This is a genomic window from Vibrio cyclitrophicus (assembly GCA_023206055.1).
Lineage (GTDB): Bacteria > Pseudomonadota > Gammaproteobacteria > Enterobacterales > Vibrionaceae > Vibrio > Vibrio cyclitrophicus_A.
This window is the reverse complement of the sequence record CP065367.1, coordinates 1,860,723-1,887,367: the sequence shown is the minus strand read 5'-3', so window position 1 is coordinate 1,887,367 and position 26,645 is coordinate 1,860,723. Positions and strand designations below refer to the sequence as shown.

General features: G+C 45.4%; 25 protein-coding genes. 14 read left to right on the top strand and 11 right to left on the bottom strand.

Translation table 11 applies throughout. The features are described from left to right. Positions 1 to 20: 20 nt before the first annotated feature. Positions 21 to 809: an MBL fold metallo-hydrolase gene (locus ITG09_24040; protein ID UPR54419.1), complete on the bottom strand. Its 789-nt coding sequence runs from the start codon at positions 807 to 809 to the stop codon at positions 21 to 23. Positions 810 to 1,198: 389 nt separating this feature from the next. On the opposite strand from ITG09_24040, the gene ITG09_24035 reads away from it, so the two are divergent. The 7 genes from ITG09_24035 to ITG09_24005 all read left to right on the top strand — a co-directional run bounded on the left by ITG09_24035 (position 1,199) and on the right by ITG09_24005 (position 8,410). After that, positions 1,199 to 1,801, top strand: a complete 603-nt coding sequence (locus ITG09_24035; GenBank protein UPR54418.1) for a 2OG-Fe(II) oxygenase — start codon at positions 1,199 to 1,201, stop codon at positions 1,799 to 1,801. A 294-nt stretch (positions 1,802 to 2,095) separates the two neighbouring features. Then, positions 2,096 to 3,388 (top strand): extracellular solute-binding protein, encoded by a 1,293-nt coding sequence (locus ITG09_24030; GenBank protein ID UPR54417.1) that lies wholly within the window; start codon positions 2,096 to 2,098, stop codon positions 3,386 to 3,388. Between the two features lie 292 nt (positions 3,389 to 3,680). After that, positions 3,681 to 4,562 (top strand): ABC transporter permease subunit, encoded by an 882-nt coding sequence (locus tag ITG09_24025; GenBank protein UPR54416.1) that lies wholly within the window; start codon positions 3,681 to 3,683, stop codon positions 4,560 to 4,562. A 38-nt stretch (positions 4,563 to 4,600) separates the two neighbouring features. Beyond that, positions 4,601 to 5,443, top strand: a complete 843-nt coding sequence (ugpE, locus tag ITG09_24020) for a sn-glycerol-3-phosphate ABC transporter permease UgpE (protein ID UPR54415.1) — start codon at positions 4,601 to 4,603, stop codon at positions 5,441 to 5,443. Then, positions 5,433 to 6,737 (top strand): sn-glycerol-3-phosphate import ATP-binding protein UgpC, encoded by a 1,305-nt coding sequence (locus tag ITG09_24015; protein ID UPR54414.1) that lies wholly within the window; start codon positions 5,433 to 5,435, stop codon positions 6,735 to 6,737. The genes ugpE and ITG09_24015 overlap by 11 nt, the downstream gene beginning before the upstream one ends. 56 nt (positions 6,738 to 6,793) lie before the next feature. Continuing rightward, on the top strand, positions 6,794 to 7,513 hold the full coding sequence (locus ITG09_24010; protein UPR54413.1) for a glycerophosphoryl diester phosphodiesterase: 720 nt from the start codon (positions 6,794 to 6,796) through the stop codon (positions 7,511 to 7,513). A gap of 159 nt (positions 7,514 to 7,672) precedes the next feature. Beyond that, complete coding sequence (locus tag ITG09_24005) at positions 7,673 to 8,410, top strand: sulfite exporter TauE/SafE family protein (GenBank protein UPR54412.1); 738 nt, start codon at positions 7,673 to 7,675, stop codon at positions 8,408 to 8,410. Positions 8,411 to 8,470: 60 nt separating this feature from the next. Here the strand turns inward: ITG09_24005 and ITG09_24000 are convergent, their stop codons facing one another. Continuing rightward, positions 8,471 to 9,286, bottom strand: coding sequence for a L,D-transpeptidase family protein (locus tag ITG09_24000; GenBank protein UPR54411.1), 816 nt, complete (start codon positions 9,284 to 9,286; stop codon positions 8,471 to 8,473). A gap of 2 nt (positions 9,287 to 9,288) precedes the next feature. Next, entirely contained in the window at positions 9,289 to 9,771 is a 483-nt protein-coding gene (locus ITG09_23995; GenBank protein UPR54410.1) for a GNAT family N-acetyltransferase, read from the bottom strand. Between the two features lie 209 nt (positions 9,772 to 9,980). Here ITG09_23995 and ITG09_23990 point away from each other — a divergent pair, with 209 nt between their 5' ends. From ITG09_23990 to grxB, 3 genes are all read left to right on the top strand, one after another. Then, a complete protein-coding gene (locus ITG09_23990) occupies positions 9,981 to 10,961 on the top strand; it encodes a Gfo/Idh/MocA family oxidoreductase (GenBank protein UPR54409.1) in 981 nt (326 codons plus the stop codon). Between the two features lie 163 nt (positions 10,962 to 11,124). Beyond that, complete coding sequence (locus ITG09_23985) at positions 11,125 to 11,286, top strand: hypothetical protein (protein ID UPR54408.1); 162 nt, start codon at positions 11,125 to 11,127, stop codon at positions 11,284 to 11,286. Positions 11,287 to 11,582: 296 nt separating this feature from the next. After that, a complete protein-coding gene (gene grxB / locus ITG09_23980) occupies positions 11,583 to 12,215 on the top strand; it encodes a glutaredoxin 2 (protein ID UPR54407.1) in 633 nt (210 codons plus the stop codon). A 100-nt stretch (positions 12,216 to 12,315) separates the two neighbouring features. Here the strand turns inward: grxB and ITG09_23975 are convergent, their stop codons facing one another. Then, positions 12,316 to 13,149: a kinase/pyrophosphorylase gene (locus ITG09_23975; GenBank protein UPR54406.1), complete on the bottom strand. Its 834-nt coding sequence runs from the start codon at positions 13,147 to 13,149 to the stop codon at positions 12,316 to 12,318. A gap of 178 nt (positions 13,150 to 13,327) precedes the next feature. Here ITG09_23975 and ppsA point away from each other — a divergent pair, with 178 nt between their 5' ends. Both ppsA and ITG09_23965 read left to right on the top strand, forming a co-directional pair. Then, complete coding sequence (gene ppsA, locus ITG09_23970) at positions 13,328 to 15,700, top strand: phosphoenolpyruvate synthase (protein UPR54405.1); 2,373 nt, start codon at positions 13,328 to 13,330, stop codon at positions 15,698 to 15,700. Positions 15,701 to 15,827: 127 nt separating this feature from the next. Further along, positions 15,828 to 17,150, top strand: coding sequence for an IS4 family transposase (locus ITG09_23965; GenBank protein UPR54404.1), 1,323 nt, complete (start codon positions 15,828 to 15,830; stop codon positions 17,148 to 17,150). Positions 17,151 to 17,222: 72 nt separating this feature from the next. On the opposite strand, the gene ITG09_23960 is transcribed toward ITG09_23965, so the two are convergent. Beyond that, positions 17,223 to 18,014 carry a hypothetical protein gene (locus ITG09_23960; protein ID UPR54403.1) on the bottom strand — a complete coding sequence of 264 codons (792 nt, stop codon included), beginning with the start codon at positions 18,012 to 18,014 and terminating at the stop codon, positions 17,223 to 17,225. 66 nt (positions 18,015 to 18,080) lie between these two features. Continuing rightward, on the bottom strand, positions 18,081 to 19,436 hold the full coding sequence (locus tag ITG09_23955; GenBank protein ID UPR54402.1) for a beta-lactamase family protein: 1,356 nt from the start codon (positions 19,434 to 19,436) through the stop codon (positions 18,081 to 18,083). 93 nt (positions 19,437 to 19,529) lie between these two features. Between ITG09_23955 and ITG09_23950 the strand changes: the two genes are divergently transcribed. Next, positions 19,530 to 20,525: a helix-turn-helix transcriptional regulator gene (locus ITG09_23950; GenBank protein UPR54401.1), complete on the top strand. Its 996-nt coding sequence runs from the start codon at positions 19,530 to 19,532 to the stop codon at positions 20,523 to 20,525. Between the two features lie 46 nt (positions 20,526 to 20,571). Here ITG09_23950 and ITG09_23945 read toward each other — a convergent pair whose 3' ends face one another. Then, the gene (locus ITG09_23945) at positions 20,572 to 21,687 is read right to left on the bottom strand and encodes a hypothetical protein (protein UPR54400.1); all 1,116 of its coding nucleotides are present in this window, start codon (positions 21,685 to 21,687) and stop codon (positions 20,572 to 20,574) included. Between the two features lie 332 nt (positions 21,688 to 22,019). Here ITG09_23945 and ITG09_23940 point away from each other — a divergent pair, with 332 nt between their 5' ends. Beyond that, positions 22,020 to 23,354: an MATE family efflux transporter gene (locus ITG09_23940; protein ID UPR54399.1), complete on the top strand. Its 1,335-nt coding sequence runs from the start codon at positions 22,020 to 22,022 to the stop codon at positions 23,352 to 23,354. A 100-nt stretch (positions 23,355 to 23,454) separates the two neighbouring features. Here ITG09_23940 and ITG09_23935 read toward each other — a convergent pair whose 3' ends face one another. From ITG09_23935 to phnM, 4 genes are read right to left on the bottom strand one after another with little or no spacing between them, the layout of a single operon-like run. Next, a complete protein-coding gene (locus ITG09_23935; GenBank protein UPR54398.1) occupies positions 23,455 to 24,090 on the bottom strand; it encodes an acetyltransferase in 636 nt (211 codons plus the stop codon). After that, positions 24,087 to 24,854 (bottom strand): phosphonate metabolism protein PhnP, encoded by a 768-nt coding sequence (gene phnP, locus ITG09_23930; GenBank protein UPR54397.1) that lies wholly within the window; start codon positions 24,852 to 24,854, stop codon positions 24,087 to 24,089. Before phnP ends, ITG09_23935 begins: the two co-directional genes overlap by 4 nt. Continuing rightward, positions 24,851 to 25,498: a ribose 1,5-bisphosphokinase gene (gene phnN / locus ITG09_23925; GenBank protein ID UPR54396.1), complete on the bottom strand. Its 648-nt coding sequence runs from the start codon at positions 25,496 to 25,498 to the stop codon at positions 24,851 to 24,853. Before phnN ends, phnP begins: the two co-directional genes overlap by 4 nt. A 3-nt stretch (positions 25,499 to 25,501) precedes the next feature. Beyond that, positions 25,502 to 26,635 (bottom strand): alpha-D-ribose 1-methylphosphonate 5-triphosphate diphosphatase, encoded by a 1,134-nt coding sequence (phnM, locus tag ITG09_23920; protein UPR54395.1) that lies wholly within the window; start codon positions 26,633 to 26,635, stop codon positions 25,502 to 25,504. Positions 26,636 to 26,645 lie beyond the last annotated feature (10 nt).

Genomic DNA, 26,645 nt, shown 5'->3' with positions numbered 1-26,645 from the left:
GTCTTTGAGACTGGCCTTTTTTATTTATGGCGATTTTTTTTCTCTTTAAACCCAAACCGCCAAACAGATTTAACCAAACCTTTGAGTTTGATTTTAGTCACTCGCCAATGTGTCACTGGCCTTCTTGGCGCACTCATCAGCAGATGTTCAAACGCTTGCTCACTCAAATTCACTTGTCCCCCATGCGCCACCAGCAAGGTGTCGAGCTGCATGTCATAAATACGAGATACCGACTCTCGATACTTGTTAGGATGAAAAATTGGAAAAGGCGGAATCAGCTTCTTTTTGACCTCGACCATTAAGTCCGCCACATAGGCGACACTGTGTGATGGGCAATAGACAGAAAGATCTCTATCGGTATGGCCTGGCGTTTCCAGAACCAACCAATCATCAAAACCCGGAATGCTATCACCATCTGACAGCTTGTAGTCCGGCTTCAACTTTCTTGAATACCATAGGTTTGCTTTGGGCCTGCCCAATCGATTCGCCATCCATCGTGCCAATGCTAGATCGGTCAAATGCATCAATATGCCATCGATGCCGTGGTACCAATCCTTATCTCGATTTGCTGCAACCAAATTACAATTCGTGAGCTTTCTGAGTTTGTGGGCTGCCCCTGCGTGATCGGGATGCATGTGTGTAACCACAACCGTATGGAGATCAGCAAAATCACGCATAAGTTCTATTTCGATGAAAGCTTTCAAATGCGGAATGTCAGCTCGACATGCGCCATCAAGCAACAGTAATTTGTCTGGGTACTCCACCAAGTAGATGTCTTGGATGTAACCTTTAATGGTATGCAGCTGCAAACCTACTCCTTGTGATAAACCAACTGGTCAGACCTATACCATAGCAAATCCAATTTCAATTGTGATCATTTTGTTAAAACAACAACCTGAAACCGGATAGAGAACTCGAATCAAGATTTCTATTGGTATCCACAACGTTTCTCAGCTCAACTCAACTCAACTCAACTCAACTCAACTCAGAACAATGGGAACACATTCCAAAGATGCTCATCTATTTCATCCGATATTTTTCAGCATTATCGAATGCCCTCATTGCCGTAAACCTTGCTCTATAGGCCTTGCGATTCAAGCTGCCAAGACCATTTATCGTGACGACAAAACATGTGATTTGTTGACCTGAGTTATTAGGACTATATATGCGCCTCTAATTTATTGTCTGAGTGCTATACATGAACCAATTAATCGATGCTCTTTCTACCCAAGGTTATTTCGTTTGGGATGACTTCTTAACTCAAGAAGAAGTGGTGGCATTGAGGGATTGCATTCCAGAGAACTGGAAAAAGGCTAGGATTGGCCGTAACGATGACGTAGCGCGAGAAGCGACGATTCGTAGTGACAAAATTCAGTGGGTACGCCGTGACATGGGCGAACCAGCATCTCTGTTCCTAGACAAAATGGAACAAATTCGTTTAGAAGCAAACCAAGCGTTCTTTTTAGGTTTGTTTGAATACGAAGCGCACTTCGCGAAATACGAAAAAGGTGACTTCTACCAGAAGCACTTAGACTGCTTTAAAGGCAATGAGAACCGCCGCCTGACCACTGTGTTCTACATGAATGACGAATGGTCTGAGGAAGACGCAGGTGAGCTTGTGGTTTACGACCTGAAAGACAATCACATCGCGACCATTCCACCAAAGTCAGGCCGCTTATTTGTGTTCTTGTCTGAACAGTTCCCACACGAGGTACTGCCGACAAACACAGAGCGATTCAGTATTGCTGGTTGGTTCCGTATTAACGGCGTGAAAGACAACCAACTCGATATCGCACACTAAAACAAAGCAGATTGTTACAAGCTCTAGCTCATTCAAAGCCTCTCATTCGAGAGGTTTTTTTATTGAACAAATATTGAACAACAAACCTCTTAAAAACCGCACGCATTAAATATCAAAACCATCAATAACCTTCCCCTTAAATAAAATCGAAATGAATCTTTCATAGCAGTGAAACGGTTTAGCCACGTAAGTGAAATACGTCCTGTGCAAGATAGCTTAAAACGACACCCCTACCGTCTCGTTAACACTCTGACTCAATACCCCTACATAGATTTCATCCAAAAGGAAAAGAAGATGAATAAGCTAATTTTGGCAGGCGTTCTTTCTGCAACAGCAGCAATGCCAGCGTTCGCAACGACTCAAGTCACTTGGTGGCACGCAATGGGCGGCCAACTTGGAGAAACCGTCAACAAAATTGCGACTGACTTTAACACGTCACAAGATGATTACGAGATCACGCCAATCTACAAAGGGTCATACACAGAGACCTTAACAGCGGGTATCGCGGCCTACCGAGCAGGCGAAGCACCAAACATTTTGCAAGTCTTCGATGCGGGTGCAGCCACCATCATGAACGCCAAAGGTGTCGCGAAACCAGTACAGGATATTCTGGTTGAGTCGGGCTACAGCTTTGATTCAAATGATTACCTAGCGGGTGTTCGTAACTTCTATGCCGACAACCAAGGCAAGATGGTCGGCATGCCTTTCAACAGCTCGACGCCTGTTCTTTACTACAACAAAGACCTTCTTGCAGAAGTGAGAGCAGAGGCGCCTAAAACTTACGAAGAACTCGAAGTGGTTGCTAAGAAGCTAAAAGCAGAAGGTCACATTGCCTTTTCTCAATCTCTGACACCGTGGATCATGTTCGAGAACTTTAAGTCTCGTCATAACCTGCCGGTAGCTGACCAAAACAACGGCTACGACGGCTTATCGACCAAACTGATGTTCAACACCAAAGACATGATGATGCACGTCAGCAAAATGAAAGAGTGGTCAGATTTAGGTTACTACAAGTATTACGGCAGCGACTGGGATGCAAACCAAACACCTTTCGAACGCCAAGAAGTGGCAATGTGGATGGGTTCGTCTGGTTCATTCGGTGGCTTACGTAACCGAGTACCTTTCGAACTGGGTACTACCTACCTTCCTTATTGGAAATCAGTTAACCCAGATGCAGGCTTAACCTTCATTGGTGGCGCAGCATTGTTTGCGCTGAATGGCCACGACCAACAACAAGACAAAGGTGTCGCGGCGTTCTTTGATTACCTGACCAAGCCTGAAACTCAAGTCTACTGGCACAAAACCACGGGCTACGTTCCGGTAACGACAGCAGCTTATGACCTAGCGAAAGAGTCTGGCTACTACAAAGAACAACCAGACGCAGAAGTGGGCGTTAAACAATTGAGCCTACAATCAGGCGAATGGACTAAGGGTTATCGCTTAGGTTACTACCCTCAGATTCGTGAAGTGATGCATCGTGAGTTCGACAACATCTTCGCTGATCGTTCTAGCGTCGAGAACAGCCTAGACAAAGTAGAAGATGAAAGCAGCAAGCTACTAAAACGCTTCGCTCGCACCATGAACTAAATCGCTTTATGGGCTAGCTCTGTTTATGGGCTAGCTCTGTTTATGGACTGGATCTATTAATGAAATAGAGCGGTTCAACCGCTTAAAACTTAGCGAAACAAAGCAGTTCATTGCTCCTCACTACTTGTCCGTCACTTTGAATCAATAGAGGGATGACGAGTCGTGAGGAGATTCTTCACTCACGCCATTTCTTGCTCCAAAAACTACAACTCAACTGGAAGCATGTCTTGTTATAGCGCGAGTGGTTACGGTAACTAACAGTGGTTCAAGCCACTCATTTGGGGACTACCCTGTGGAACGACGTCAGCAATTTTTTCACTCTCCACTGCCTTACTTATTTTTGGCGCCTCAGATACTCATCATCGCGGTTTTCTTTATCTATCCGGCGGCAAAGGCGGTGTATCTCTCCTTTATGCTGGAAGACCCTTGGGGCACATCTTCGCTTTTCGTGTGGTTTGAGAACTATCAAATGTTATTCGAATCGAGTGAGTACCTAAGCTCGATTGGCTTCACTCTAATGTTCGCGATCGTGGTGTCTTTCTTATCGCTAGCGTTGGCGCTGCTGCTCGCCGTAAAAGCCGACAACATCATTCATGGCCAAGGGACTTACAAAGTCACTCTCACTTGGGTATATGCCGTGGCTCCCGCGATCGCAGGTGTTATCGGTGCTTTCCTGTTTAACCCGCACATTGGCGTGTTCACGGAGATATTTGCGGTGGTGGGTTGGGATTTCAGTTTCCAAACCGATCCTGTGGATGCCACGTTCGCTCTGATATTGGTGTCGGTGTGGAAGCAAGTCTCGGTGAATTTCATCTACTTTCTGGCTGGTCTTCAATCAATCTCGTACGCGGTAAAAGAAGCGGCGATGTTGGATTGTGTCAGCGATTCAAAACGCTTCTGGACCATTACCTTCCCGCTACTCGCACCAACGGGATTTTTCCTGTTGGTCATCAACCTCACCTACTCGTTCTTTGAAACCTTTGGCGTGATAGACACCATGACCAATGGCGGCCCGGGCGGAGGCACAACCTCGCTAGTGTACAAGGTGTATCGCGATGGTTTTGTTGGCGCAGATTTGGGTGGCAGTTCGGCACAATCGGTTGTGTTGTTGCTGTTGGTACTGACGCTCACGTTTATCCAGTTTCGTGTTGTTGAAAAGCGTGTTCATTACTAGCCCATCACGGCTAGGTTTTAACGCGACAGGAGTTATTCATGAAAAGTAATAAGGTCTCTGACCATCTAATTTTAATTGCTGGGATGCTGTTTATGTTGGTCCCAATCTGGCTGATCTTCGCCAGTTCGACCCATAACCCAAACACCATTGTCAGCGAAGGCTTGCAGTGGTTACCGGGCGATAACTTCGTGGCTATCTATAGCGAAGCTTGGAACAAGAGCATGGGCTTTAGTGGTGAAGTCACCGCCAGCAAAATGATCGCCAACTCGATGATCATGGGACTCGGCTTTGCGATCGGTAAGATCATCATTTCGATGATGGCTGCGTTTGCTTTGGTCTACTTCAGACTGCCTTACGCAACGGCTTGGTTCTGGTTGATTTTCGTCACTCTGCTGCTTCCACTAGAGGTTCGTATTATCCCGTCTTATGAAGTGGTTGCAGGGCTTGGGCTGCTCAATAGCTATACCGGTTTGATTCTGCCTTTGATCGCCTCTGCCACCGCAACATTCTTCTTTAGACAGTTCTTCAAAACCATTCCCGATGAACTGCTCGAAGCCGCTCAACTAGATAACGCAGGCCCGTTTCGATTCTTTGTCGATATCTTGCTGCCGCTGTCTAAAACCATGATCGCCGCGATCTTCATCATCATGTTTGTGGTGGGTTGGAACCAATACCTGTGGCCAATCATGATGACGACAGATGAGGGCTACAACACCATCGTGATGGGCATCAAACAAGTGCTTAATAACATTAATGAAACCAGTTTACCGCGCTACGACTATGTGTTCGCCATGGTGATTTTAGCGATGTTGCCACCCGTTTTAGTGGTGGTTGTATTTCAGCGTTGGTTTGTAAAAGGGCTCGTAGAAAGTGAAAAATAATAACGATACAACTCAAATGAATGATAACCGAATCCAGTCACTCGATGAGTATAAGACGTCTCACCAGACTTATCCCCAAAAGACAGAGGACACTTCTATGCCTATTCGCAATCACTCGTTAGCTCACAAGAATGCTGGTAGAGGGCATAAACTCAAGGCCAAGCCGCCCGCTATGCTGGGTATCAAGAACTTGGTGAAAACGTATGAAAACGGCCATCGAGCAGTGAAAGATGTCTCACTTGATATCGATAAGGGCGAGTTCCTTGTATTGGTTGGTCCTTCAGGCTGCGGTAAGTCTTCGATTCTGCGCTCTATCGCAGGCTTGGAAAGCATCTCTGGCGGCGAGATTCATTTGGGTGGTCGTCGGGTTGATAACGAAAAACCAGCACAGCGCGACATCGCCATGGTCTTTCAGAATTACGCGCTCTACCCTCACATGACGGTGTATAAAAACTTGGCTTACGGTTTAAAGAACCGAGGTGTCAGCCAACATGTGATTGAAGAGAAGATTGAAAAGGTCGCCAAGACACTTAAAATCGAAGAGTACCTAGATCGCAAACCAGCCAAACTCTCTGGTGGACAGCGCCAACGTGTGGCAATGGGTCGAGCGATCGTACGCGACCCGCAACTGTTCCTATTTGATGAACCTCTGTCTAACCTCGATGCCTCACTGCGAGCTCATATGCGATTAGAAATCAAAAAGCTGCAACGTGAACTCGGCGTGACCAGTGTTTACGTGACTCATGACCAAGTAGAAGCCATGACGCTAGCAGATAGAATTGTGGTTCTCAATAAAGGTCAGATTGAACAAGTCGGCACACCAAGAGAGGTCTACCACCAGCCCGCTAGCACCTTTGTCGCGAGCTTCATTGGCAGCCCTGCAATGAACTTCTTACCTGCCACACTCGACGACGGCTATCTTGAAATCGGCGATCAACAGATGTACTTGCCAGAGTACGCGCACGTTAAGAACACAGAAATAACGCTTGGTATTCGCCCTGAGCACTCTGAGGTTTGTTCCGATTTAATGATGAACACCTTACCTCTTGAACTGCGTATCAGCGTGGTTGAGCCGCTGGGGCCAAATCAACTGGTTCACGGACGTGTAAACGATCAACCTTTTATTGCCGTTACGCCAGAAACAACACTATGCCAAGCGGTGCCACTCGGATTAAGCATCGATAAATCCAACCTACATATTTTTGATGGCCGCGGGAAGCGTATTCAACCAAATAACTTCACCTCACAAGAGTTACACGAAGAGACAACAAGCTTAACGACGGCTCTAGCTTAATGGAGTACACTGATATTTAATGCGTTTTTACGGTGCGTCTTTAAGAAGGATTAATTATGTCGTCTATCATCGTAGGTCATCGGGGTGTAGCAGGTACTCACCCAGAAAATACCAAAGCAAGCATTGAACAAGCCGCTAAACTCGGTTTGAAATGGATTGAAGTAGATATTCAGCCAACTCAGGATGATCAACTGGTGGTTTGTCATGACCATACTCTTGAGCGCTGCAGCGATGGCAAAGGGCGTGTTGATGAACATACCCTTGCCGAATTGCGTCAGCTCGATTTTGGTAGTTGGAAGTCTGAGCAATTCGCTGGAGAGAAAATACTGACGCTGGAAGAGTTACTCGCGCTTGTTGAGCAATACGATCTCAGCGTTAACTTGGAGATCAAAGTCGATAGCCGACACCAAGCGCCTCACGTGGTGGATCTGCTGCATTCAGAACTGATTCGTTCAAACCTCGATACCGACAGAGTGCTGCTTTCAAGCTTCAGCCATCAAGTGGTTGCTGAAATGGCTCGTCACCTCCCAAGGTACCGTGTCGGTGTGATCACAGAGCAACTGACGCAAGACGATTTACTGCTGATTAATGAAGTAAAAGCGTTCAGCTGCCACATGAATTACGAACACGTGATTCAGAGCGATCTTGATACGCTCAGCGAAGCGAACATTCAAACATGGTGCTACACCGTAAACGATCCGTCTCGCTTCGAATTTCTCTCAAATGTGGATGCGGTATTTACTGATTTTCCAAATAAATTCAGCTCGATAAATTGACCTTGTAAATACTATAAAAGTAACCCTGAGAGACTTTAAAATTAACCTCTAGAAACCTCAAAATTAGGTAGCAAACACAAGTGAGTAGGAGTACATTCCGCTACTCACTTGGTTTCATTAGCTCGCTCTATTCAGACAGCTTCATTGGTTACTTAATTTATGGATCTCATTTTTAGTCCAACTTTCCCAATTTTGGGTGCAATCTTCATTTTCGCCGCTATTGTTCGTGGCTTCTCAGGTTTCGGTTTCACCTTAGTGGCATTGCCATTAAGTGCGTTGTTCGTGCCTGTTATCGAACTGGTTCCTGTTTTCATGTTGATCGACCTACTCGGCAATGTTCAATTGCTGCCTAAGGTTCGAAAGCACGTTAACTGGCGCTGGGTTTCAAAGGTATTTGTCCCTTGTTTTGCCTTCACACCAGTCGGCTTACTTCTGCTTAAATCGGTTAGCCAAGACACGATCATCTTGATCATCAGTGCCTTCATCTTTGCGTCTGCATTAATGATCTACAAAGGTTTTCAGTACAAAAGCGAACCAAGATTTGCCCCTTATATTCTAGGTAGCCTTGCAGGGATCATGAATGGTGCGGCGTCGATGTCTGGGCCTCCGGTTGGCACGCATGCCTTAGCAAGCCCAGTCGCTCCGCACATTGCCAGAGCTGGCCTGATTGCCTTCTTCGTGTTGGCGGATTCAAGTGCGTTTGTTTCAGCATCCATCGTTGGGTTAGTCGATCGAGATGTGGTTTGGCTGACTCTTGTGCTCTTGCCAAGCAGCATGTTTGGCGGCTATGTCGGCTCTAAACTGTTCGAGAGATTTGGTGGAGAGAAGTTCAAGCCCGTTACTATTGCACTGCTTATCGTGATTGCTATTTTCAGTGCAGGGCGAGTTTTACTGTAACGAGCTTGAGAAGATTTGAAATCACTCTATAAAAAGAGTTCTGGAAATGGGTGCCAATGTCTACCATTCAATATGGATAGGGGTGCCCATTTTTACGAGTTGAATAAACTCATCCATGTCTTGATTGGTTAGTGCAATACAGCCATCCGTCCAATCAAAGCTTTGAATGAAGCTCGGTGATCGACGCTCACCATTCTTGATACCGTGGATTTTGATGTTCCCACCAGGGTCGACATCATTGTTTTCTGCCCACTGCCTATCCGAAGGTTGCGGGTAGTTGATATGCACTGAGCGATAGAAATCCGACTCTTCCATTACATAGTCGAGTTGGTATTCCCCTTCAGGCGTTCGGTTGTCCCCTTCGAACCGTTTATGTCCTTTCGGTTGCTTACCTAATGCAATACGAAACTCCTGAATCACCTCATCTCCTTTCATCAGATACATTCTACGTTTCGATTTATCCACTTTGACCAAGGTAACCACTTGCAGCAATGGGTCTATCTCTGGGACATCGTCCGGAACATTATAAAACTGTCGAGATGAACTTTGAGGTGGGCGTTTAGATGAGCCCTGAGAAAGCTGAGCAACCTGTTTGTCTGAATCATTGTTAAGCACATCATCGACAATAATCACATGCTGGGATTTTGAACCTGCTGAAGAGGAAGAAGAGGTTGATACACGCTGAGAATGAGAAGGTGCAGACTCAAACACGATGGTTTCAATAGCAGTCGCGTCAGAAACTATTTTCTCAACCACAACCTTTTTGGCTTCCGGTGACGGAACATACTGCGGGGTGTCGGTAGCAGAGGCTGTCACTGAATAAATCAGCGAACTCGATAAAAGCATGCACAGTGTTAAAGGCAAAAAACGACGCACCTTTAGATCTCCTCAAAACTCATGGACATGGTTCGAGATTGAGTTTCCATTCCTAGCGACTCGTAGAAACTTTGAGCTTGTTGGTTAAACTCCATCACCTCTAATCTAAGTTCTATCGCCCCTCTTGCCTGCGCCCATTGGTTGAACGACTTCATTAATGCGCGTCCTGCCCCTTGGCTCTGAACCTGATCGCTCACCACAATGGTGTTTACCCTTGCCACCTTGTGTGACTGGATAAAACTGACGCCTTTGTTCTGCGTTACCTTACCCGCTAAAAAGCCAACCACTTGCTTCTCATCCACCGCCACAAAGAACGCGCCAGTCGGGTCAATCATCAAGCCTAGCCAATACTCTTCACTGTCTGCAAAGCTTTGAGAAGGTGGCGCAAATACCATAGGCGCACCAAGATGATGTTGACGGTTTATCTGATCAGAGAGCGCTAAGATCGCGTTAATGTCAGTTACCTTGGCTGTCCGGATTTGCATATCATCACCTTGTTTGAATTCAATAACACCTTAGCAAAAATGGCTTAGTTGTGCACCGTTACACTGGTCGACTCAGACGCTCTGTGAAGGCGGGTTATTAATATTAGGCACTAAGTTTGGGGAAATTGTTCCGTAAATCTCAGGCACATTGCCCGCCTTTGAGTGCTACTATCTCTGCAGAATCAATACACTAACGACTGGATACCTCTATGATTAAGTTCGCTGTAATTGGAACCAATTGGATTACACAAAAATTCGTTCAAGCTGCACATGAATCACAATCGATGCAGTTGGCTGCGGTTTATTCACGAAACCTAGAGAGCGCCGCGCAATTCGCTCAAGAATTTGGCGTCGAAGCCACCTACGATTCACTCGATGCATTAGCCAATGACAGCACGGTCGAAGCGGTGTACATCGCTTCACCAAACTCACTGCACTGCGAACAGTCCATCTTCATGATGGAGCACGGTAAGCACGTTATCTGTGAAAAGCCGGTTGCATCAAACATTGATGAAGCAACACGCATGTTCGAAGTCGCTGAGAAAAACGGCGTGGTGTTGTTTGAGGCGTATAAATCTCAATTCCTACCAAACTTTAAGCAAGTCCAACTCGGCCTAGAAAAGATCGGCAAGGTACACAAAGCGCACATCAACTACTGTCAGTATTCATCGCGTTACCAGAAATACCTGAACGGTGAGAACCCGAACACTTTCAATCCGGCTTTCTCGAACGGTTCATTGGTCGATATTGGTTTCTACTGCGTAGCTGCGACGGTTGCTCTATTTGGTGAGCCGGAAAATGCTCAAGCTTCTGCAAAGCTGCTTGAATCCGGTGTGGATGCGCATGGCTGTGCGATCTTCCAATACCCTGAATTTGACGTAACCCTAGCTCACTCTAAAGTCAGCGACTCTTACGCACCAAGCGAGATCCAAGGTGAACAGGGAGCGATCATCATCGATCACATCGCAGAATGCACCGACGTTAAGATCCACTACCGTGATGGCAGCATTGAAAACCTCACTCAAGCGCAAAGCGAAAACTCAATGAGTTACGAAGCACAGACCTTTGCAGGTTGTATTGAGGGTGATAAAGAAACTCAAGCTCAAGCCAAACTGCGAGCTTTAACCGTTGCCAAGTTAATTACAGAGATGCGCCAACAAGTTGGTGTCGTTTATCCAGCCGATAAATAACATCACCATTAGGTTAACCAGCTGATTTTTAACAAATACCGATTTATGCATAACTAAATTTAATCTTTACGACAAACAACCGGATTAGTCGATTGGGGTACCATCTGTTTAAATCCGCGTTCGATATCTATCGTATTAATTTAATTTATTGAAGGTGTGTAAAGTGTTTTCAGTTGATGATCGCGTTGTAGCAACAAAAGGTGTTGAGCTAGGTGAAATGGTTGTAATTGGCCTAAGTGCTGGTGGCGGCTACGTTCACGTTACAACAGTAGAAGGCGCAATAATGACGCTTACTTACCCTGCAAAAGACCTTAAAAAAGCATAGTTTAACCGCTCCGCTCTTTTAGTAGTCACTCTGCTAAAGGTAACAAAATTGAGGCCTTGGCTGATTTCACTCTTCTGCATTAGAGTGAACAGCCAGGGCCTTTTTTATGCCTGCGATTCCTTAACAGGCTTCCCATTACTTTACTCGTTGCAGTAAAACCGAATCCAACAGACAATAGAATCAATCAAAAAGTATTTACACCAAGTACTTATTGTCTGTTGATGCTTAGTATTCGCAACACTTTCTGGTACATTAGCATTATCTTATATTTATAATGACCTGAACTGAGGGAAGCTATGAAGCTTTATATTTACGACCACTGCCCTTTCTGTGCAAGAGTAGCCTACATTGCTCAATCTCTAGGCTTGGACATCGAGCTTGTCTCTGTCGATTATGATGACGCCCAAACACTTATCGATCTGATCGGTAAAAAAATGGTGCCTGTATTACAAAAAGACGACGGTTCTATCATGGCTGAGAGCCTAGATATCATCGCCTACTTCATGGATTTAAAATCAAGTGACGAACGCCGTGTACCATCAGAGCAAGTCACTGTGTTCCAAACTCGCGCATTCCCGCTAAGCCAGCGCATCGGTTTGCCACGTTGGTGGAAACTGGATCTTGCTGAATACCAATCACCAACAAGCAAAGAAGCATGGCGCGCAGCCAAAGAGACTGAAGAGCTCAACTTCGATAAGCTGATTGAGCAAACTCCCCAGTTTGTTGAACAGATTAACCCGCTTCTGAAAGATGCAGAGCTACTTCTGAACCTAGAAAATGGTGAGTCGTCACTGCCTCTTATCGACCAAGCGGTGTACTTCTCTATGTTGCGCGGTTTCTGCGTAGAGCCAAGCATCACATGGCCACCAGCGCTAGAACGTTGGTTAGAGAAGCAAAGTGAAACCCTAAAACTGTCTCTGCTTCGCTAATTCGCTAATTCGCTAATTCGCTAAAAATAGCAAGTAACAAGTAAAAACGAGAATCTCACCGAATGAGATTCTCGTTTCTTTATACACTCAATTCCCTTTATCAGAGCAAGCGCCTTCTCAACCCTGTACGTTCCAAGATTCGTGTCGAAATCTCCTCAACAGACAGTGACGAGGTGTTGATGTAAGGTATCGCTTCACGGCGGAACAACCCTTCTACCGTTTGCAGCTCATACAAGCATTGAGAGTCACTCGCGTACTCACTACCTGCCAATCGATTTTCTCGAATCTCGGTTAGCCTTTCCGCATCAATCGTCAAACCAAACAACTTATGACGATATATCTCAAATTCCGGTAGCAACCTTAAGCGAGCAATATCATCATGGATAAACGGATAGTTTGCGACGCGTAAACCAAACTGCATTGCCATGTACAAGCTCGTTGGCGTCTTACCGCTGCGAGAGACACCCAACAAGATGATGTCGGCTTCTTCCAGCCCTTTGAGCGTGATGCCATCATCGTGTGCGAGTGTGTACTCAATCGCAGCAATACGGTCGAAATACTTGACCGAATCCTTATTCACACTGCGTGAGCGTTGCAGTTTAGGCACAGGTGCCATCTGAATATCATCCTGAACCTTTTGAACGATACTCTCCAACACGTCATAACAGTGCGCGGGTGCTTCTAGCAATTTCGCTTTGATATTGGGAATCACAATCGAAAAAAACACCAACGGTTCTAACCCGGTATCGCGATACGAAATTTCGATCTCTTTTAATAAATCAGAAAGTTTGTCCTCACTTTCCACAAACGGAAAGGTTTTTTCATTGGCTTTGAATGGGAATTGACCTAGAACAACATGCCCTAAAGTCTCGCATGTTATGGCCGTTCCATCAGAAACATAGAATACATCACGACTTTGAATATCAATTTGCATTTTTTATTTAATGTTTAAAATTATTTTGAGTAGGATGGGAACCATAATATAGATAATAAAACCCTGCTGACTATTACGTCCCCCACAGCTTTAAAAAATAATTTACATTTTTTTAAACTGATACGTAATCGTTTGCCTTTAAATCCCTACAATGCTTGCTATGTTTCTGGAGAAATAAATGCAAAATAACACCCTATGGTTCAATGGCCTTTCCATGGAAGATGTCGACAAAGTCGGCGGTAAGAATGCTTCACTTGGCGAGATGGTTTCTAACCTAGCCAACGCTGGCGTATCAGTACCTAATGGTTTTGCTACCACATCTTATGCGTTTAATAACTTTCTTGACTACAAAGGTCTTGATGAGCGCATTCACCAACTCCTTGATGAACTTGATGTTGAAGACGTTGACGCACTGCGTAAGACAGGTGCAACGATTCGACAATGGGTTCTAGACGCACCATTCCCAGAATCACTAGAGCAAGACATCCGTGATAACTACCGCGAGCTGATTGAAGGCAACGAAGAATTGTCTGTTGCGGTTCGTTCATCGGCAACGGCTGAAGACCTTCCAGATGCTTCGTTTGCAGGCCAACAAGAAACCTTCCTTAACGTGAAAGGTATCGATGCGGTTATCGAAGCGACTAAACACGTGTTCGCTTCTCTGTTTAACGACCGCGCGATCTCTTACCGAGTACACCAAGGCTTTGACCACCGAGGCATTTCATTGTCTGCGGGCATCCAGCGTATGGTTCGCTCAGACAAAGCTTCTTCAGGAGTGATGTTCACGCTTGATACTGAATCAGGCTTCGACCAAGTGGTATTCATCACCTCTTCTTGGGGCCTCGGCGAAATGGTTGTACAGGGCGCTGTGAACCCAGACGAGTTCTATGTTCACAAGCCAATGCTAGAAGCGGGTCACTACCCAGTGGTTAAAAAGACGTTTGGTTCTAAGTTGATCAAGATGATCTACTCAACCAACCAAGAGATCGGCAAGCAAGTTGATATCATCGACACTGATACTCAAGAGCGTAACGAGTTCTCACTGAACGATGAAGAGATCAAAGAACTAGCAAAACAAGCGATGATCATCGAGAAGCACTACCAACGTCCAATGGACATTGAGTGGGCAAAAGATGGCATCGACGGCAAGCTTTACATCGTTCAAGCTCGTCCTGAAACCGTATGTTCTCAAAGCGACCAAAACGTTATCGAGCGTTATGAGCTAAACAACAAGGCAGATGTACTAGTTGAAGGCCGTGCTATCGGTCAACGTATCGGTTCTGGCCCTGTTCGCTTGGTTGACTCTCTAGACCAAATGTCACTGGTTCAAGAAGGTGACGTGCTAGTCACTGACATGACAGACCCAGACTGGGAACCTGTGATGAAGAAAGCGTCTGCGATTGTGACTAACCGTGGCGGCCGTACTTGTCACGCAGCAATCATTGCTCGTGAGCTCGGTATCCCTGCAATTGTTGGTTGTGGTACAGCGACAAGCAGCCTGAATGACGGCGACACAGTAACAGTGTCATGTTCAGAAGGCGAAACCGGCTACGTTTACAACGGCAAACTCGACTTTGAAATCAAACGTTCTGAGGTTGATGAGCTACCAATGCTGCCAACCAAAGTAATGATGAACGTGGGTAACCCAGATCGCGCCTTCGACTTCGCTCAAATCCCGAACGAAGGTGTTGGCCTTGCTCGTCTTGAGTTCATCATCAACAAGATGATCGGTATTCACCCTAAAGCGCTGCTGAACTTCGATGAGCAAACGGATGAGATCAAAGCAGAAATCAACCAGCGCATCCGTGGCTACAAAGATCCTATCGATTTCTACGTAAGCAAGCTAACAGAAGGCATCGCGACCATCGCTTCTGCATTCTGGCCTAAGCGTGTGATCGTACGTATGTCTGACTTTAAGTCGAACGAGTACAGCAACCTTGTTGGCGGTAAAACGTTTGAACCACATGAAGAGAACCCAATGCTGGGTTTCCGTGGCGCATCTCGTTACATCTCTCCAGTCTTTGAAGACTGTTTCGAGCTTGAAACTCAAGCGCTGAAACGTGTTCGTAACGAAATGGGATTGAAGAACGTTGAAATCATGATTCCATTCGTTCGTACTCCAAGCGAAGCGGCATCGGTTATCGACATTCTGGCTAAGTTTAACCTGCGTCGCGGCGACCAAGGTTTGAAAGTCATCATGATGTGTGAGCTTCCATCCAATGCGATTTTGGCTGATGAGTTCTTGAAGTACTTCGATGGTTTCTCTATCGGTTCGAACGACATGACGCAGCTTACACTTGGCCTAGACCGAGATTCAGGTGACGTGGCACATTTATTCGATGAGCGTAACCCAGCGGTTAAAGCGATGCTGAAAATGGCCATCGATGCAGCAGCTAAAGCAGGTAAATACGTGGGTATTTGTGGCCAAGGCCCATCTGACCATGATGACCTAGCTGAATGGTTAATGGAGCAAGGCATCAGCTCGGTTTCGTTGAACCCAGATACGGTTATCGACACCTGGTTGAAACTGGGCAACGTAGCAAATAAATAACGCTTCGTGCGATACCTAAACGACAAAAGCCAGTCACGATGACTTAATGCCGATCGTTTAAGAAGACTTGAACGATCTTGCAGTTAGCAGATAATCCCCATCAACAACGTTGATGGGGATTTTTTTTATGCTTGAACAAGAATTAGCAATGGCACACGAGACCATTGAAGATGCCGACAATTATGAATCTGTCGTCGACGCCATTCAGATTGAGTGGATAGAACAAGCTCTTCTTGAAACCAATAAAGCGAGCATAAGACGACGCCGACTTCCCGCTCAGCAAGCTGTCTGGTTAGTTATTTGGATGGGACTGCAACGCAACATGTCTATCAAAGAGGTATGCAGTTCATTAGACATCGCACTTCAGCCTAAACCTGAAGATAGTTGGTCTCGTGTTGCACCCAGTGTCCTAACTGATTCACGCCGACGTCTAGATGAGAGTCCGTTAGCGGCTCTGTTTCACACAACGGTAAAGGCTTGGCGCGAAGATATCCTTCAACAAGACAAAGACTTAGGGCTTAATGTTCTTGCTGTCGATGGGACAACATTTAGGTGTCAAGATTCCACAGAGAACGCTGAAGAATTTGGGTTCATCTCTAAAAAATTGAAACCTTACCCTCAACTTCGTTTAGTCGCTTTGATGTCAACAGAAACACGAATGATTATGGGGGCAGCTTTTGATGGTTGTCATGTCGGTGAAACGACCCTAGCCAAGCGCCTATTCAATGATATCCCCGCACACTCATTGACCTTATTTGATCGTTGTTATTTCTCGGCAGACCTTTTGTTGTCGTGGCAAGAGAGTGCGGAAAATGCTCACTGGTTAATGCCTGCAAAACGTAAGCTACGCTATGAAGTGTTGGAGAAATATGCTGAGAACGACATGCTCATCTCAATGCCTATCTCTCCTCAAGCTCAACGGCAGAATCCGAATTTACCCGCACGTTGGGAAGCCAGATTAGTCCTATATCAAGAGCCAAAAGGTGAGATAAAAGGTTTTATTACTTCACTTACAGACCCTAGTAGATACTCGCTAGAAAGCCTGCTGCGTATTTATTGGCAACGCTGGGAGATAGAAGAAGGTTATGGTGAAATTAAACAGACTCAACTGCAAAGTCACGTCACTTTACGAAGTCGTTTTTCTGCCGGAGTGAAGCAAGAGCTTTGGGGCGTATTACTTGCCTATAACTTAGTGCGATTAGAGATGGTTAAGATAGCTTCAGAAGCCGGGGTTCGAGCAACTAGGGTAAGTTTTACCGCCGCAATTAACCTTATTGATGCGCAATTACGTTGGCTAGCTTTAAGCCCAGACGGAACCCTACCAGTCAAACTTAAAAGGATGAGAGAAAGTCTGAGTCACTTCATTCTTCCGGATAAAAGAAAGGACCGAACGTTTCCACGTTCAGTCCTCTTTGTTCCAGCCAAATATCCGTTTAGGTTCAAGCAGTAATGCTTATCCGAACGGCATTAAGTCACGATGACTGGCTTTTTTAGGATCTTTGCATGTTAGCAAGCTAGGGGGTTAGAAGTAGTATCTCACACCAATCCAAGCCTCGGTTTGCCAATCATTCGGCATTGACACACCTTTCACATCAACATCTGCTTTGGTAATGTCATAACGCGTATTCAACCACCAAGTTCTTGCACTGTTCATCGGTACATTTAATGATGTTTTAAATGAGAAATTCTGCATATCGATGTCATCGCCAGAAAGGTCCTGCCACTCAGGTACTAGAGATACATAAGCGCCAGAGTCACCGAGATGTTTCGCTGTAATCAAACCAAGCGAGTATCCCGTTAGGTCATCTTTAGATGAAGTAATACCAGGGATCTCCATACTACCCGTCATCAGCCCTGCTCTTGGAAAGAGTAGGAAACCACCAGTGTAAGCAGGATTAATCGCAACAACTCCACCAACCGACAACAAATCGTTTTTAATGCTAGTACGCGTATTAATGTAGTCTAATGAAAGACCCACTTTAGGCGTCGCCTTAGTACCCGTATCAAAGACATGGAAATACTGGACTCTAGAGTTACTGTACTCAGTGCCAAACTGGTCTGGATCGCGAAGCGCTGTGTTACTTTCATCGACAAACGTCGCTTCAGCAAGTAGGGCAAACTGTTGGCCGTTGTCTAAGCCGCCAGAGACTTGTCCCTGAAATTGAATATCTGAGCTACCATTCAACATCAATGCAGCTTGAGTATAAACTTTGGTGACATCAGCAGGGTCGATAACTCGTTCTGTATCTGAATCTGCATGTGCAGGAAGGGCTAGACCTAAACTCAACGGGATTAATAGAGCAAGCTTTTTCATTATATCTCTCGAAAGTCGTTTGCTTCCTCCTTGAAGCCTGAAACATCCTGTTGGGTAATAAATAGATTATTTGTCTGCAACTAGTTTTGCAGCTGAACGCATTAGTGCTGGGCCTTTATTCTCACCAAAACCAGAGTGGTATGGGTTGGTTGAGAACATCACGCCTACGAAATCACGTTCCGGATCGATGTAAATGAACTGGCCAAGGTTGCCACTTTTTGACATCGCGCCGTCATTGAACACATAGTCGAATTGATAAGCGTTGTAGTCGGCTTTTTCATTAAAAGCATGAACTGAACTGCTCTCTTTACTAGTGCCTTCGAAGGTTTTCGGATCGCCACCATTATGAATGCGATCAATCACCGCTTGTGAAATCACAGGTTCATCAGCGACTGCTTTCCAGCTTGGTGTAAATAGTGTTCCCCAACGCGCCATATCTTCTAAGGTCGTCGAAACCAAGCCTACGGCAATAGCCATTCCATCTGGCGTTAGATTGAACTGCATAGGCTGACGAGCATGTACTTTAGACCAAACACGGTCTTCAAATACCTCGGTCCAAGTCTTGTTTTCAATGTTTTCTACTAGCTTGGTCAAAACCATTGTATTGATAGAGGCATAGCGGAAATGATCACCCGCTTTTTCACCCTCTAGCTGCTGTGCTCCTTTCGCAACATTCATCCACGTTTCCATCTCACCGGTTTTAGCTCTTGGTGAATTAAACGATGCAGCAAAGAAACGCACTACGTCAGAATCAGGATTCAGTATCGATTCAAGCGTTTCTTCGTTGTCTAGCGCAGTCGACATATTGAGAATCTGATGAACAGTGATGCCTTCCCAATTAGTTGCTTTGAGTTCGGGAACATAGTGAGTAATGTCTTGTTCAGGATCGACTTTTCCCTCTTCAACCAACATTGCTACTACTGCGCCTACTGTCGTTTTCGCTGTTGACGCCCAAACGTGGGTGTCTGTTGGGCTCATGCCTGGGTAAGCCTGATAAACAATTTCACCCTTGTGAATTAACATGAAGCCTTGAGTTCTGAACTGCTCATCCGCTAGATATTGCTCCATCGTCAGTTCACCTTTGGTTTCGGTGTTTACCGTTAATTTAGCAAGGCGTGAATCGATATTTTTAACCAATGGTTTATATTCAGCATTTGGAGCAGCAAGAGCCGTCGGCAAAAATTCACTCATGTGCATGTTGTAGTAGACACTGTGATCACCACCCATTTGCCAATGGAAGTTATTGAAATTTTCGCGAGCTGAATCAACGAAACCAGGACTAAAAGATTGATGAGCATCTTTCACAGGTAGAGTAACCTGCGCGCCTTCAATTTTAAGCGCGGCTTCTACTGGGTTTTCTGCAAGAGCCATCGATGAAATGGCAAGTGATGAAATAAATAGGGCAATGGGTGTAAGTTTCATATTCTTCTCCTCTTTGGGTTGGAAGAAGTATATGGAGTTACGCTACACTTAATTAGGTCATTTGGTGACATTTATAGGTAAACACTAACAACAATGAAAGTATCATCGAACATAACTAACATACTATTGAGCTCTACCAGTAATATTGCCCCATACATTGCGTATTGCGATAAGAGAGCGCTTGATTGGCGTAGTGTCGCTATCGAGTGCGGCTTACCAATTGAGCTAACACAATCTAACCAATGGCTTCCTACCCAAGATTTAATTCTTTTTATTCATCGACTTGAGCGTAAGTTTGGTTATTCGATTGGTATTGAGGTTGGGCGAAAAACCTCTCTGGAACAACTGTCACCACAGCTGCACTATGAGATAGAAAAATGCAGTTCGTTAGAACAAGCCATTCGCTGTTTGATCGCTGAAATGCCTAATTTGAACAACCACGTCACGATATGGACGGAGAAAAAAGAGGGATTGTGGTGGCTATGTCATCGCAGTTGCTATCATCCATCAACCTCTGGATTTGAACAATCCGAATGGTTTAGATCCCTTACAGTGATTACCCTATGCCGTAGGTTTATGGACGAAAGTTGGCAACCATCACACGCCAAGCTTGTCTCTAGTTACAACAGCGCACGTAAATTACCCAAACATTTCTTTGATTCTGATATTCAGTTTGAGCAGCAATATGGGGCGATTGCGATCCCACTTCCCGATGACTATCGCGCTATCTCAGAACAAAATAGTACCCAAGATTGGCATCAAGCAGTCAACACACTGATAAACACTTATTCGACTTTACCTTGGTTCAATATTGAGTGGTTTGCGACCATGCTCGGCATGACAAAACGAACGCTACAGAGAAACCTAAAGAGTAAAGACATTCTTTTTAAAGAAGCCAAAGAACAAGTTCGGGAAACCAAAGCAAAACAGCTACTCGAAGAGACTGACCTTTCAGTTCAAGAGATCAGTTGGCAAGTGGGTTACAGCGACTTGAGTAATTTCAATCGAGCATTCAAAGGTTGGGTTGGACAAACAGCCCCAGATTATCGACGTCAGATCCAGAACTCAGCAACAAAAAATCCGACCTAATGGTCGGACTAATTATTAACTCACAGAGCGGGTGACACCGACGACGTTAATCTAGTAACGCTCGTGCATTATCACCTTGCTCATAGATGCAAAGACTAACACTGGATAGGACTTTGATATCACCTAAAGTCACTAGCAACGAATTGATGCCATTGGAGAGATTTTGATTCAAACGGTTAACGATGAGTTGAACCTTAGCAATATCCTCTTTTGCTTTTGGAACGCGAGTGTTCATAAAGTTAAACCACTTTTCATTCATGTTACGAGACACTTTGGCGAGTACCTCTGTGTTAGTAATAGTGAATGGTTTGTCCAGTGTCCCGCCGTCACGTAGGATATCGTAAATGATATGGCCGTTCTTTTTCGCCACCATCATATTTTTGGTATTGAGTTGCAGTTCACCAATGTGTCCATTTTCCATTTCTAGGAAGAACTTAATATCTTTGTATCCGGCATCCGTTGCACCGCAGTTATATTTGGCTTTTTCACCTTTACTGGTGCCATAACGATCTTTCATCGCCGATTGATGGTGCTTAAGCTTGTCGAACTCTGTTGACAGAGCAATGATGGACTTGGCAGCAACCATATCTTGCATGGTTTCAAAAACGATCGTCATTCGCGCTGCATCTTTTAGATCGCCAATATCATAATGGCGTTTACGATTGGTAATTTTATCTAACGCACCATGAAAATCTTTAACACCTAAGTAAGCACCAGGTGGCTGTTTCAACGTGCCATTACAGACAGAAGCAACTTTTATGGCGTATTCTTTCAGCGCTTCTTGAGCTTCAACCGTCTCCATAAACATCATAAAAAGCTGCTTTTTCTTAAGTGTCGCATTAGCAACCTGATTTCGAGCACCAAAGTCTAGATTTCCATTGGCAAACTTTTGGCTCGTTGCGTCATCCAAGTAATCATTAATTTTCTCTTTTTGAGTCATGATGTCTAATATCACTTGGTCTTGTTGCTTGTTCGCGGCGTTTAAGTAGTCGAAGTTTTCTATCTTCTGTTTTAACGCCTGAAGCCTTTGATTGTAGTCTTCGACATTTACTAAGCGGAAACCTTGAGACATGATTCCTTGCTGGTTTATCTTCGCCAATACCTTAGCTTTGTTTTTTCTTGCTTGATCCGCTGTGATCTGAATATCTTCTGTCCCTGACATATTTAGTTCATTCTCAAATATGGGTTTAGTTAAACTCAACTCCTATGCTTATTAAACGATACTAGTTTATAGATATTGGAATTACATCAAGCAGAAATGATAAGCCTATAAAATAAATGAGGTTTGAGATACGGTTCTATAAAATTGGTCACTAAAACCTTACCCGTACAAGTTAATTATTTAACCAATCAACGCAACTACGAAATTTTCGTACTCCATAGATCTCCCGTCATTTATTGGTATCTTACTGACCTTACGTTATCCTTAGCGCAAATCTTCATTGAGAGGTTCATCAATAAAGTGAATCGACTATCAAGAATAATAAGAGTGTTATGAATTCTACTACCGCAACTCCCTCGCCTTCTCTTGGCCGACAACTCTATACAATGACATGGCCAATGCTATTTGGGGTGCTTTCCCTGATGAGCTTCCAGCTTGTAGACAGTGCTTTTATTGGCCAGTTAGGTGTGCTACCGCTCGCAGTTCAAGGTTTCACGCTGCCAATTCAGATGATCATCATTGGTGTTCAGGTAGGGTTAGGGATTGCGACAACCGCGGTTATCGCGAGAGCTATTGGGGCTAACGAGATACGCTACGCCAAACAACTTGGCGGGTTAGTGGTTGCGATGGGAAGCGTAAGTGTCGCGCTGTTCTCCGTCATCATCTATCTGCTGAGAGGACCAATTTTACAGCTGCTTGATGCGCCACCGACGGTATTACCGATCATCGATTCTTACTGGATCTATTGGCTGATGAGTTCTTGGACAGGGGCACTGCTCTACTTTTTTTACAGTGTGTGTCGTGCCAATGGCAATACCATGCTTCCCGGTTCAATGATGATCGCCACCAGCATCATCAACTTGATATTGGATCCGATTTTCATCTTCACGCTCGACATGGGCATCAACGGAGCCGCCATTGCGACCATCTTGGCGTTCGGCGCTGGTATTTTTATCGTTGCTCCTAAGGTGACTAAGAAGCATTGGGTGACATTCGACTGGCACGATCTTGATATCGGCAAGAGTGTTCGCTCTATTGGAAACATCATGGGGCCTGCCATGATCAGTCAACTGCTACCGCCAGTCTCTTCGATGCTCGCCACCAAACTGCTTGCTGGCTATGGCACCACTGCCGTTGCAGCTTGGGCGTTGGGTTCTCGTTTTGAATTCTTCTCCATTGTGGCTGTGTTAGCATTGACTATGTCGATGCCACCTATGATTGGCCGCATGTTGGGAGAGAAAAACCTCGAAAACATACGCAAGCTAGTCAAGATCGCGGTGATGTTCGTGTTAAGTTTCCAATTAGTGATAGCACTAGTGACGTGGTTGTTCTCTGGCGGGTTAGCGAACCTCATGACCAGTGACAACGAAGTATCAACGATTCTGAACTATCACCTACTGATCGTTCCAATCAGTTTAGGGCCACTGGGTATCTGTATGTTGATGGTTTCTATCTCTAACGCTTTGGGCAAGTCTTACACCGCATTAACGATTTCATCACTGCGCCTGTTTGCTTTCTTCTTGCCTTGCTTGTGGATTGGCTCTCAGCTAGCAGGGATTGAAGGTCTTTTCTGGGGTGCGATGGTAGGCAATATACTTGCCGGCACCTGTGCATGGTTTATGTACCGACGCGCGCTTGGACAAGTCGAGGCTAAGTTAGCCAACTAATACACTAGCAAGTTGTTATCTTTTAGTTGTTAAATACACAAAAAGCAGCCACTTAGGCTGCTTTTTTAGTTTTCAGAGTGAAAGGATATCGCGTTTAAGTTTATTCAAAGTGACTCAAAAACTCACCGCAATCTTTTTGGAAAAGTGGCAATGCTTCTGCTAGCTTTTCATCATCCCAATGCCACCATTCAAGGTTTTCTAGTCTCTCGCCATAGCTAGGATCATCAAAGCGAGGGCGTAGCACCTTGGCAGGGTTACCCACCACAATCGAATATGGCGGCACGTCTTTTGTCACCACACTACCCGCGCCAACGATCGAGCCATTGCCAATTGTTATACCCGGAAGCACGATAGCGCCGTGACCAACCCACACATCGTGTCCAACGTGCACTTTGTCTTCCTCACGCCATGAGAACACCTCATCGTCCAATGAAGTGGGATCTTCACCTAGTTGATACTTACCCGGGCGATAAGTGAAGTGATGCAGCGTTGGACGCCACCACGGGTGATTACTCGGATTTAGGCGAACCGCGGCTGCAATTGATGTGAATTTACCAATCTCGGTAAACATCAGATTACAGTCGTTTTGGATATAGCTGTAATCCCCAACCAACACGTTATTTAACACACAACGGTCAGCAATTTCAGTCCAACGCCCAAGTTCAACGTTGTGCAGCTTGCTGCTTTCAGCAACGCTAGGTTCACAGTTTAAGGTAGGGGAAAGCGGTTGGCTCATAGGGTTATCTCCTCGCCATCGTTGAGAATGCGCAATCGCTGTGAAAAGGCTTGTGGATGTTGTGCAGCCCAGCCAAGCATATGGTGGCTAACATGAATCAAGCCTAGGTTTTTCGGTCGACAGGTTTCTTCGATGTCTAATATGTGGTGGAAGTCATTGTGGTTTGAGTTCGATCGAACTTGAGGATCTTCAATTGGTGGGTAGTTACAATCGGTGATTAACCAATCAACGGGAAACTCTTTCAACCAACGCTCGGTTTGCTTCGGCAGCCCTACTGTATCGGTTAAATACGCTAATCGCTTTCCATCAAATTCAAAGCAATAACCAAGACAAAGTTTAGAGTGATTGAGTGGCAATGGCGTTACGCTTATTCCCTGCCAATCAAACGACTTAAACGCTTGAGCACGCTGTGAAAAATCTAGGATACCCGGATGCTTATAGAAATCATCACAACCCAGAGGATCATCAGGAGAAATCACCAAGATCTTATCGCCTGCACCCCATCGGAGATCAAACAAACTCTGAACATGATCCATGTGGTAATGAGTCAATAAGATCTGGTCAATCGATCCTGCAGGAAACCGGCGCATCAGGTCAGGCGCATTAGCATCCAACAGCAGAAACTTGCCATTATGTTCAAGGAACGCTGATGACTTTTCTCGTCTTAAACTTGGGTCTTCAAAGGCAGAAACACAAACCGAACAATCACACCCGTAAACTGGCACCATCGCGCTGTTGGCCGTGCCTAACATGGTCAGCTTCATGCGACACCGCCTGCTGGTTCTGCGAGCCTTTCAGCTTGCTCTTTTAACCGAGCAAACTGCGCAATGCTCTGTTCAAGCGTGCCACTGTTATCAATACACAGCGTGTTATTTAGAGTGGATTCTGAATCCACACAATAGTCAGCCGCACGTTGCAATCGAAGGGCAATCTCAGCTTCATTTTCTCGTCCGCGGGCTCGTAAGCGGGCTTCTAAGACCTCTGGCTTAACGCTCACTACAACGGGAACTAACCGCTCGCCAAATAAGTCTCTGGCTGCATCCAAATACGCACGTGATCCATTGACCACGACACTTAAGCCCGCATCCATCCATTGGTGAACTTCTTGACCTATGCCATAGCTCATACCATGTGCCTGCCAACTCATCGCAAACATATTGCGCGAGTAGCGAATAAAAAACTCATCATCACTGAGCTCTACATGATTTTCGCCACCAGCATCGGCCGCACGTGTGATGTAGCGATGAGCGACCACCAAGTCTTCAACAAACTGCTCTCGTAGCGCCGAGATAATTGAATCTTTCCCTGCTCCAGAAGGACCAATTACGTAATAAAGCTGGCCCGGTTTGTCAGCTTTAGGGGCAGCGTTCACCACCCCATTCACATCAAATGAGTAACCTTTAGACATGGATTAGAATACCTTCTTGCCTTCACGCCACACACGAGATACCAGCTGGTGATCATCTAAACGATGCGCTAGCACCAGATCGGCACGCTTACCTTCTGCGATGACACCACGGTCCGTTAAGCCAAGAGCTTGTGCAGGATTCAATGTCGCCAATTGCACCGCTTGTGCTACATCGAGGTTGTTGCGTTCATCATTCACTAGCGTAAATACCGCATCTAACAAGCTCACTGGGTAGTAATCAGAAGACAAAATATCCAACACGCCCAAAGACGCCAGTTCATGCGCTGCGACATTACCCGAGTGCGAACCGCCACGAATCACGTTTGGCGCACCCATCATTACCTTCAATCCTAATTCGTGAGAGCGCTTCGCTGCCTCAACTGTGGTTGGAAACTCTGCGATGACCATACCCAACTCTTTAGATTCCGTCACATGCGCGCTAGTTGCATCATCATGACTTGCCGTTGGAATGTTCAACTCTCGGCACTGACGACAAATCTCATCACGATTCTGTTTCGACCAACGTTCTGACTGAGCAACTTGGTCTTTTTCGTACACCGCCATTTCAGCATCCGTCATGTTGTACTTTCCTTGATAGTAAGTTCGATACTTATCTAGGTTTACAAACTGACGCTGTCCGGGCGCATGGTCCATCAAAGACACCAACTGCACTTCTGGCATGTTCACGTAACGCTCAAACAGACCAACCGTGGTTGAGTGCGGCACTTCGCAACGCAAGTGAATACGATGCTCAGCACGAGTTAGACCGCGTTTCTGGCTCTCGGCTACAGTATTAATAAACTGATCGAGGTTCTCTTGACGATTGCCATCTCGATAATCCCCTAAAGCAACCGCATCAAGCACTGTAGTGATGCCTGAACCAATTAGCTGAGTGTCATGTGCACTCATTGCTGAAAGCGGCGGCCAGTTCACCTTGGGTCTTGGCGTGAAATACTTCTCTAGGTTATCGGTATGCAGCTCAATCAAGCCCGGCATCAAGAAGCCATTTTCACCATCAAAAGCACCTGGTAGTTGGCTTGTCGAATCAGACATGTTGGCAATTACGCCGTCTCGCAATTCAACCGAGCCCCGTACCACTTCATTTTCAAGCACCAGATTTACGTTGGTAATAATCATTTGCGTCAGC

Coding starts and splice junctions, on each gene's coding strand:
- ugpE (UPR54415.1), top strand. CDS start 4,601: ATGAAAAGTAATAAGGTCTCTGACCATCTAATTTTAATTGCTGGGATG.
- ITG09_24030 (UPR54417.1), top strand. CDS start 2,096: ATGAATAAGCTAATTTTGGCAGGCGTTCTTTCTGCAACAGCAGCAATG.
- ITG09_23940 (UPR54399.1), top strand. CDS start 22,020: ATGAATTCTACTACCGCAACTCCCTCGCCTTCTCTTGGCCGACAACTC.
- ITG09_24005 (UPR54412.1), top strand. CDS start 7,673: ATGGATCTCATTTTTAGTCCAACTTTCCCAATTTTGGGTGCAATCTTC.
- ITG09_23950 (UPR54401.1), top strand. CDS start 19,530: ATGAAAGTATCATCGAACATAACTAACATACTATTGAGCTCTACCAGT.
- grxB (UPR54407.1), top strand. CDS start 11,583: ATGAAGCTTTATATTTACGACCACTGCCCTTTCTGTGCAAGAGTAGCC.
- ITG09_23965 (UPR54404.1), top strand. CDS start 15,828: ATGCTTGAACAAGAATTAGCAATGGCACACGAGACCATTGAAGATGCC.
- phnP (UPR54397.1), bottom strand. CDS start 24,854: ATGAAGCTGACCATGTTAGGCACGGCCAACAGCGCGATGGTGCCAGTT.
- phnM (UPR54395.1), bottom strand. CDS start 26,635: ATGATTATTACCAACGTAAATCTGGTGCTTGAAAATGAAGTGGTACGG.
- ITG09_23945 (UPR54400.1), bottom strand. CDS start 21,687: ATGTCAGGGACAGAAGATATTCAGATCACAGCGGATCAAGCAAGAAAA.
- ITG09_23960 (UPR54403.1), bottom strand. CDS start 18,014: ATGAAAAAGCTTGCTCTATTAATCCCGTTGAGTTTAGGTCTAGCCCTT.
- ITG09_24010 (UPR54413.1), top strand. CDS start 6,794: ATGTCGTCTATCATCGTAGGTCATCGGGGTGTAGCAGGTACTCACCCA.
- ppsA (UPR54405.1), top strand. CDS start 13,328: ATGCAAAATAACACCCTATGGTTCAATGGCCTTTCCATGGAAGATGTC.
- ITG09_23995 (UPR54410.1), bottom strand. CDS start 9,771: ATGCAAATCCGGACAGCCAAGGTAACTGACATTAACGCGATCTTAGCG.
- ITG09_24035 (UPR54418.1), top strand. CDS start 1,199: ATGAACCAATTAATCGATGCTCTTTCTACCCAAGGTTATTTCGTTTGG.
- ITG09_23975 (UPR54406.1), bottom strand. CDS start 13,149: ATGCAAATTGATATTCAAAGTCGTGATGTATTCTATGTTTCTGATGGA.
- ITG09_23955 (UPR54402.1), bottom strand. CDS start 19,436: ATGAAACTTACACCCATTGCCCTATTTATTTCATCACTTGCCATTTCA.
- phnN (UPR54396.1), bottom strand. CDS start 25,498: ATGTCTAAAGGTTACTCATTTGATGTGAATGGGGTGGTGAACGCTGCC.
- ITG09_23935 (UPR54398.1), bottom strand. CDS start 24,090: ATGAGCCAACCGCTTTCCCCTACCTTAAACTGTGAACCTAGCGTTGCT.
- ITG09_23990 (UPR54409.1), top strand. CDS start 9,981: ATGATTAAGTTCGCTGTAATTGGAACCAATTGGATTACACAAAAATTC.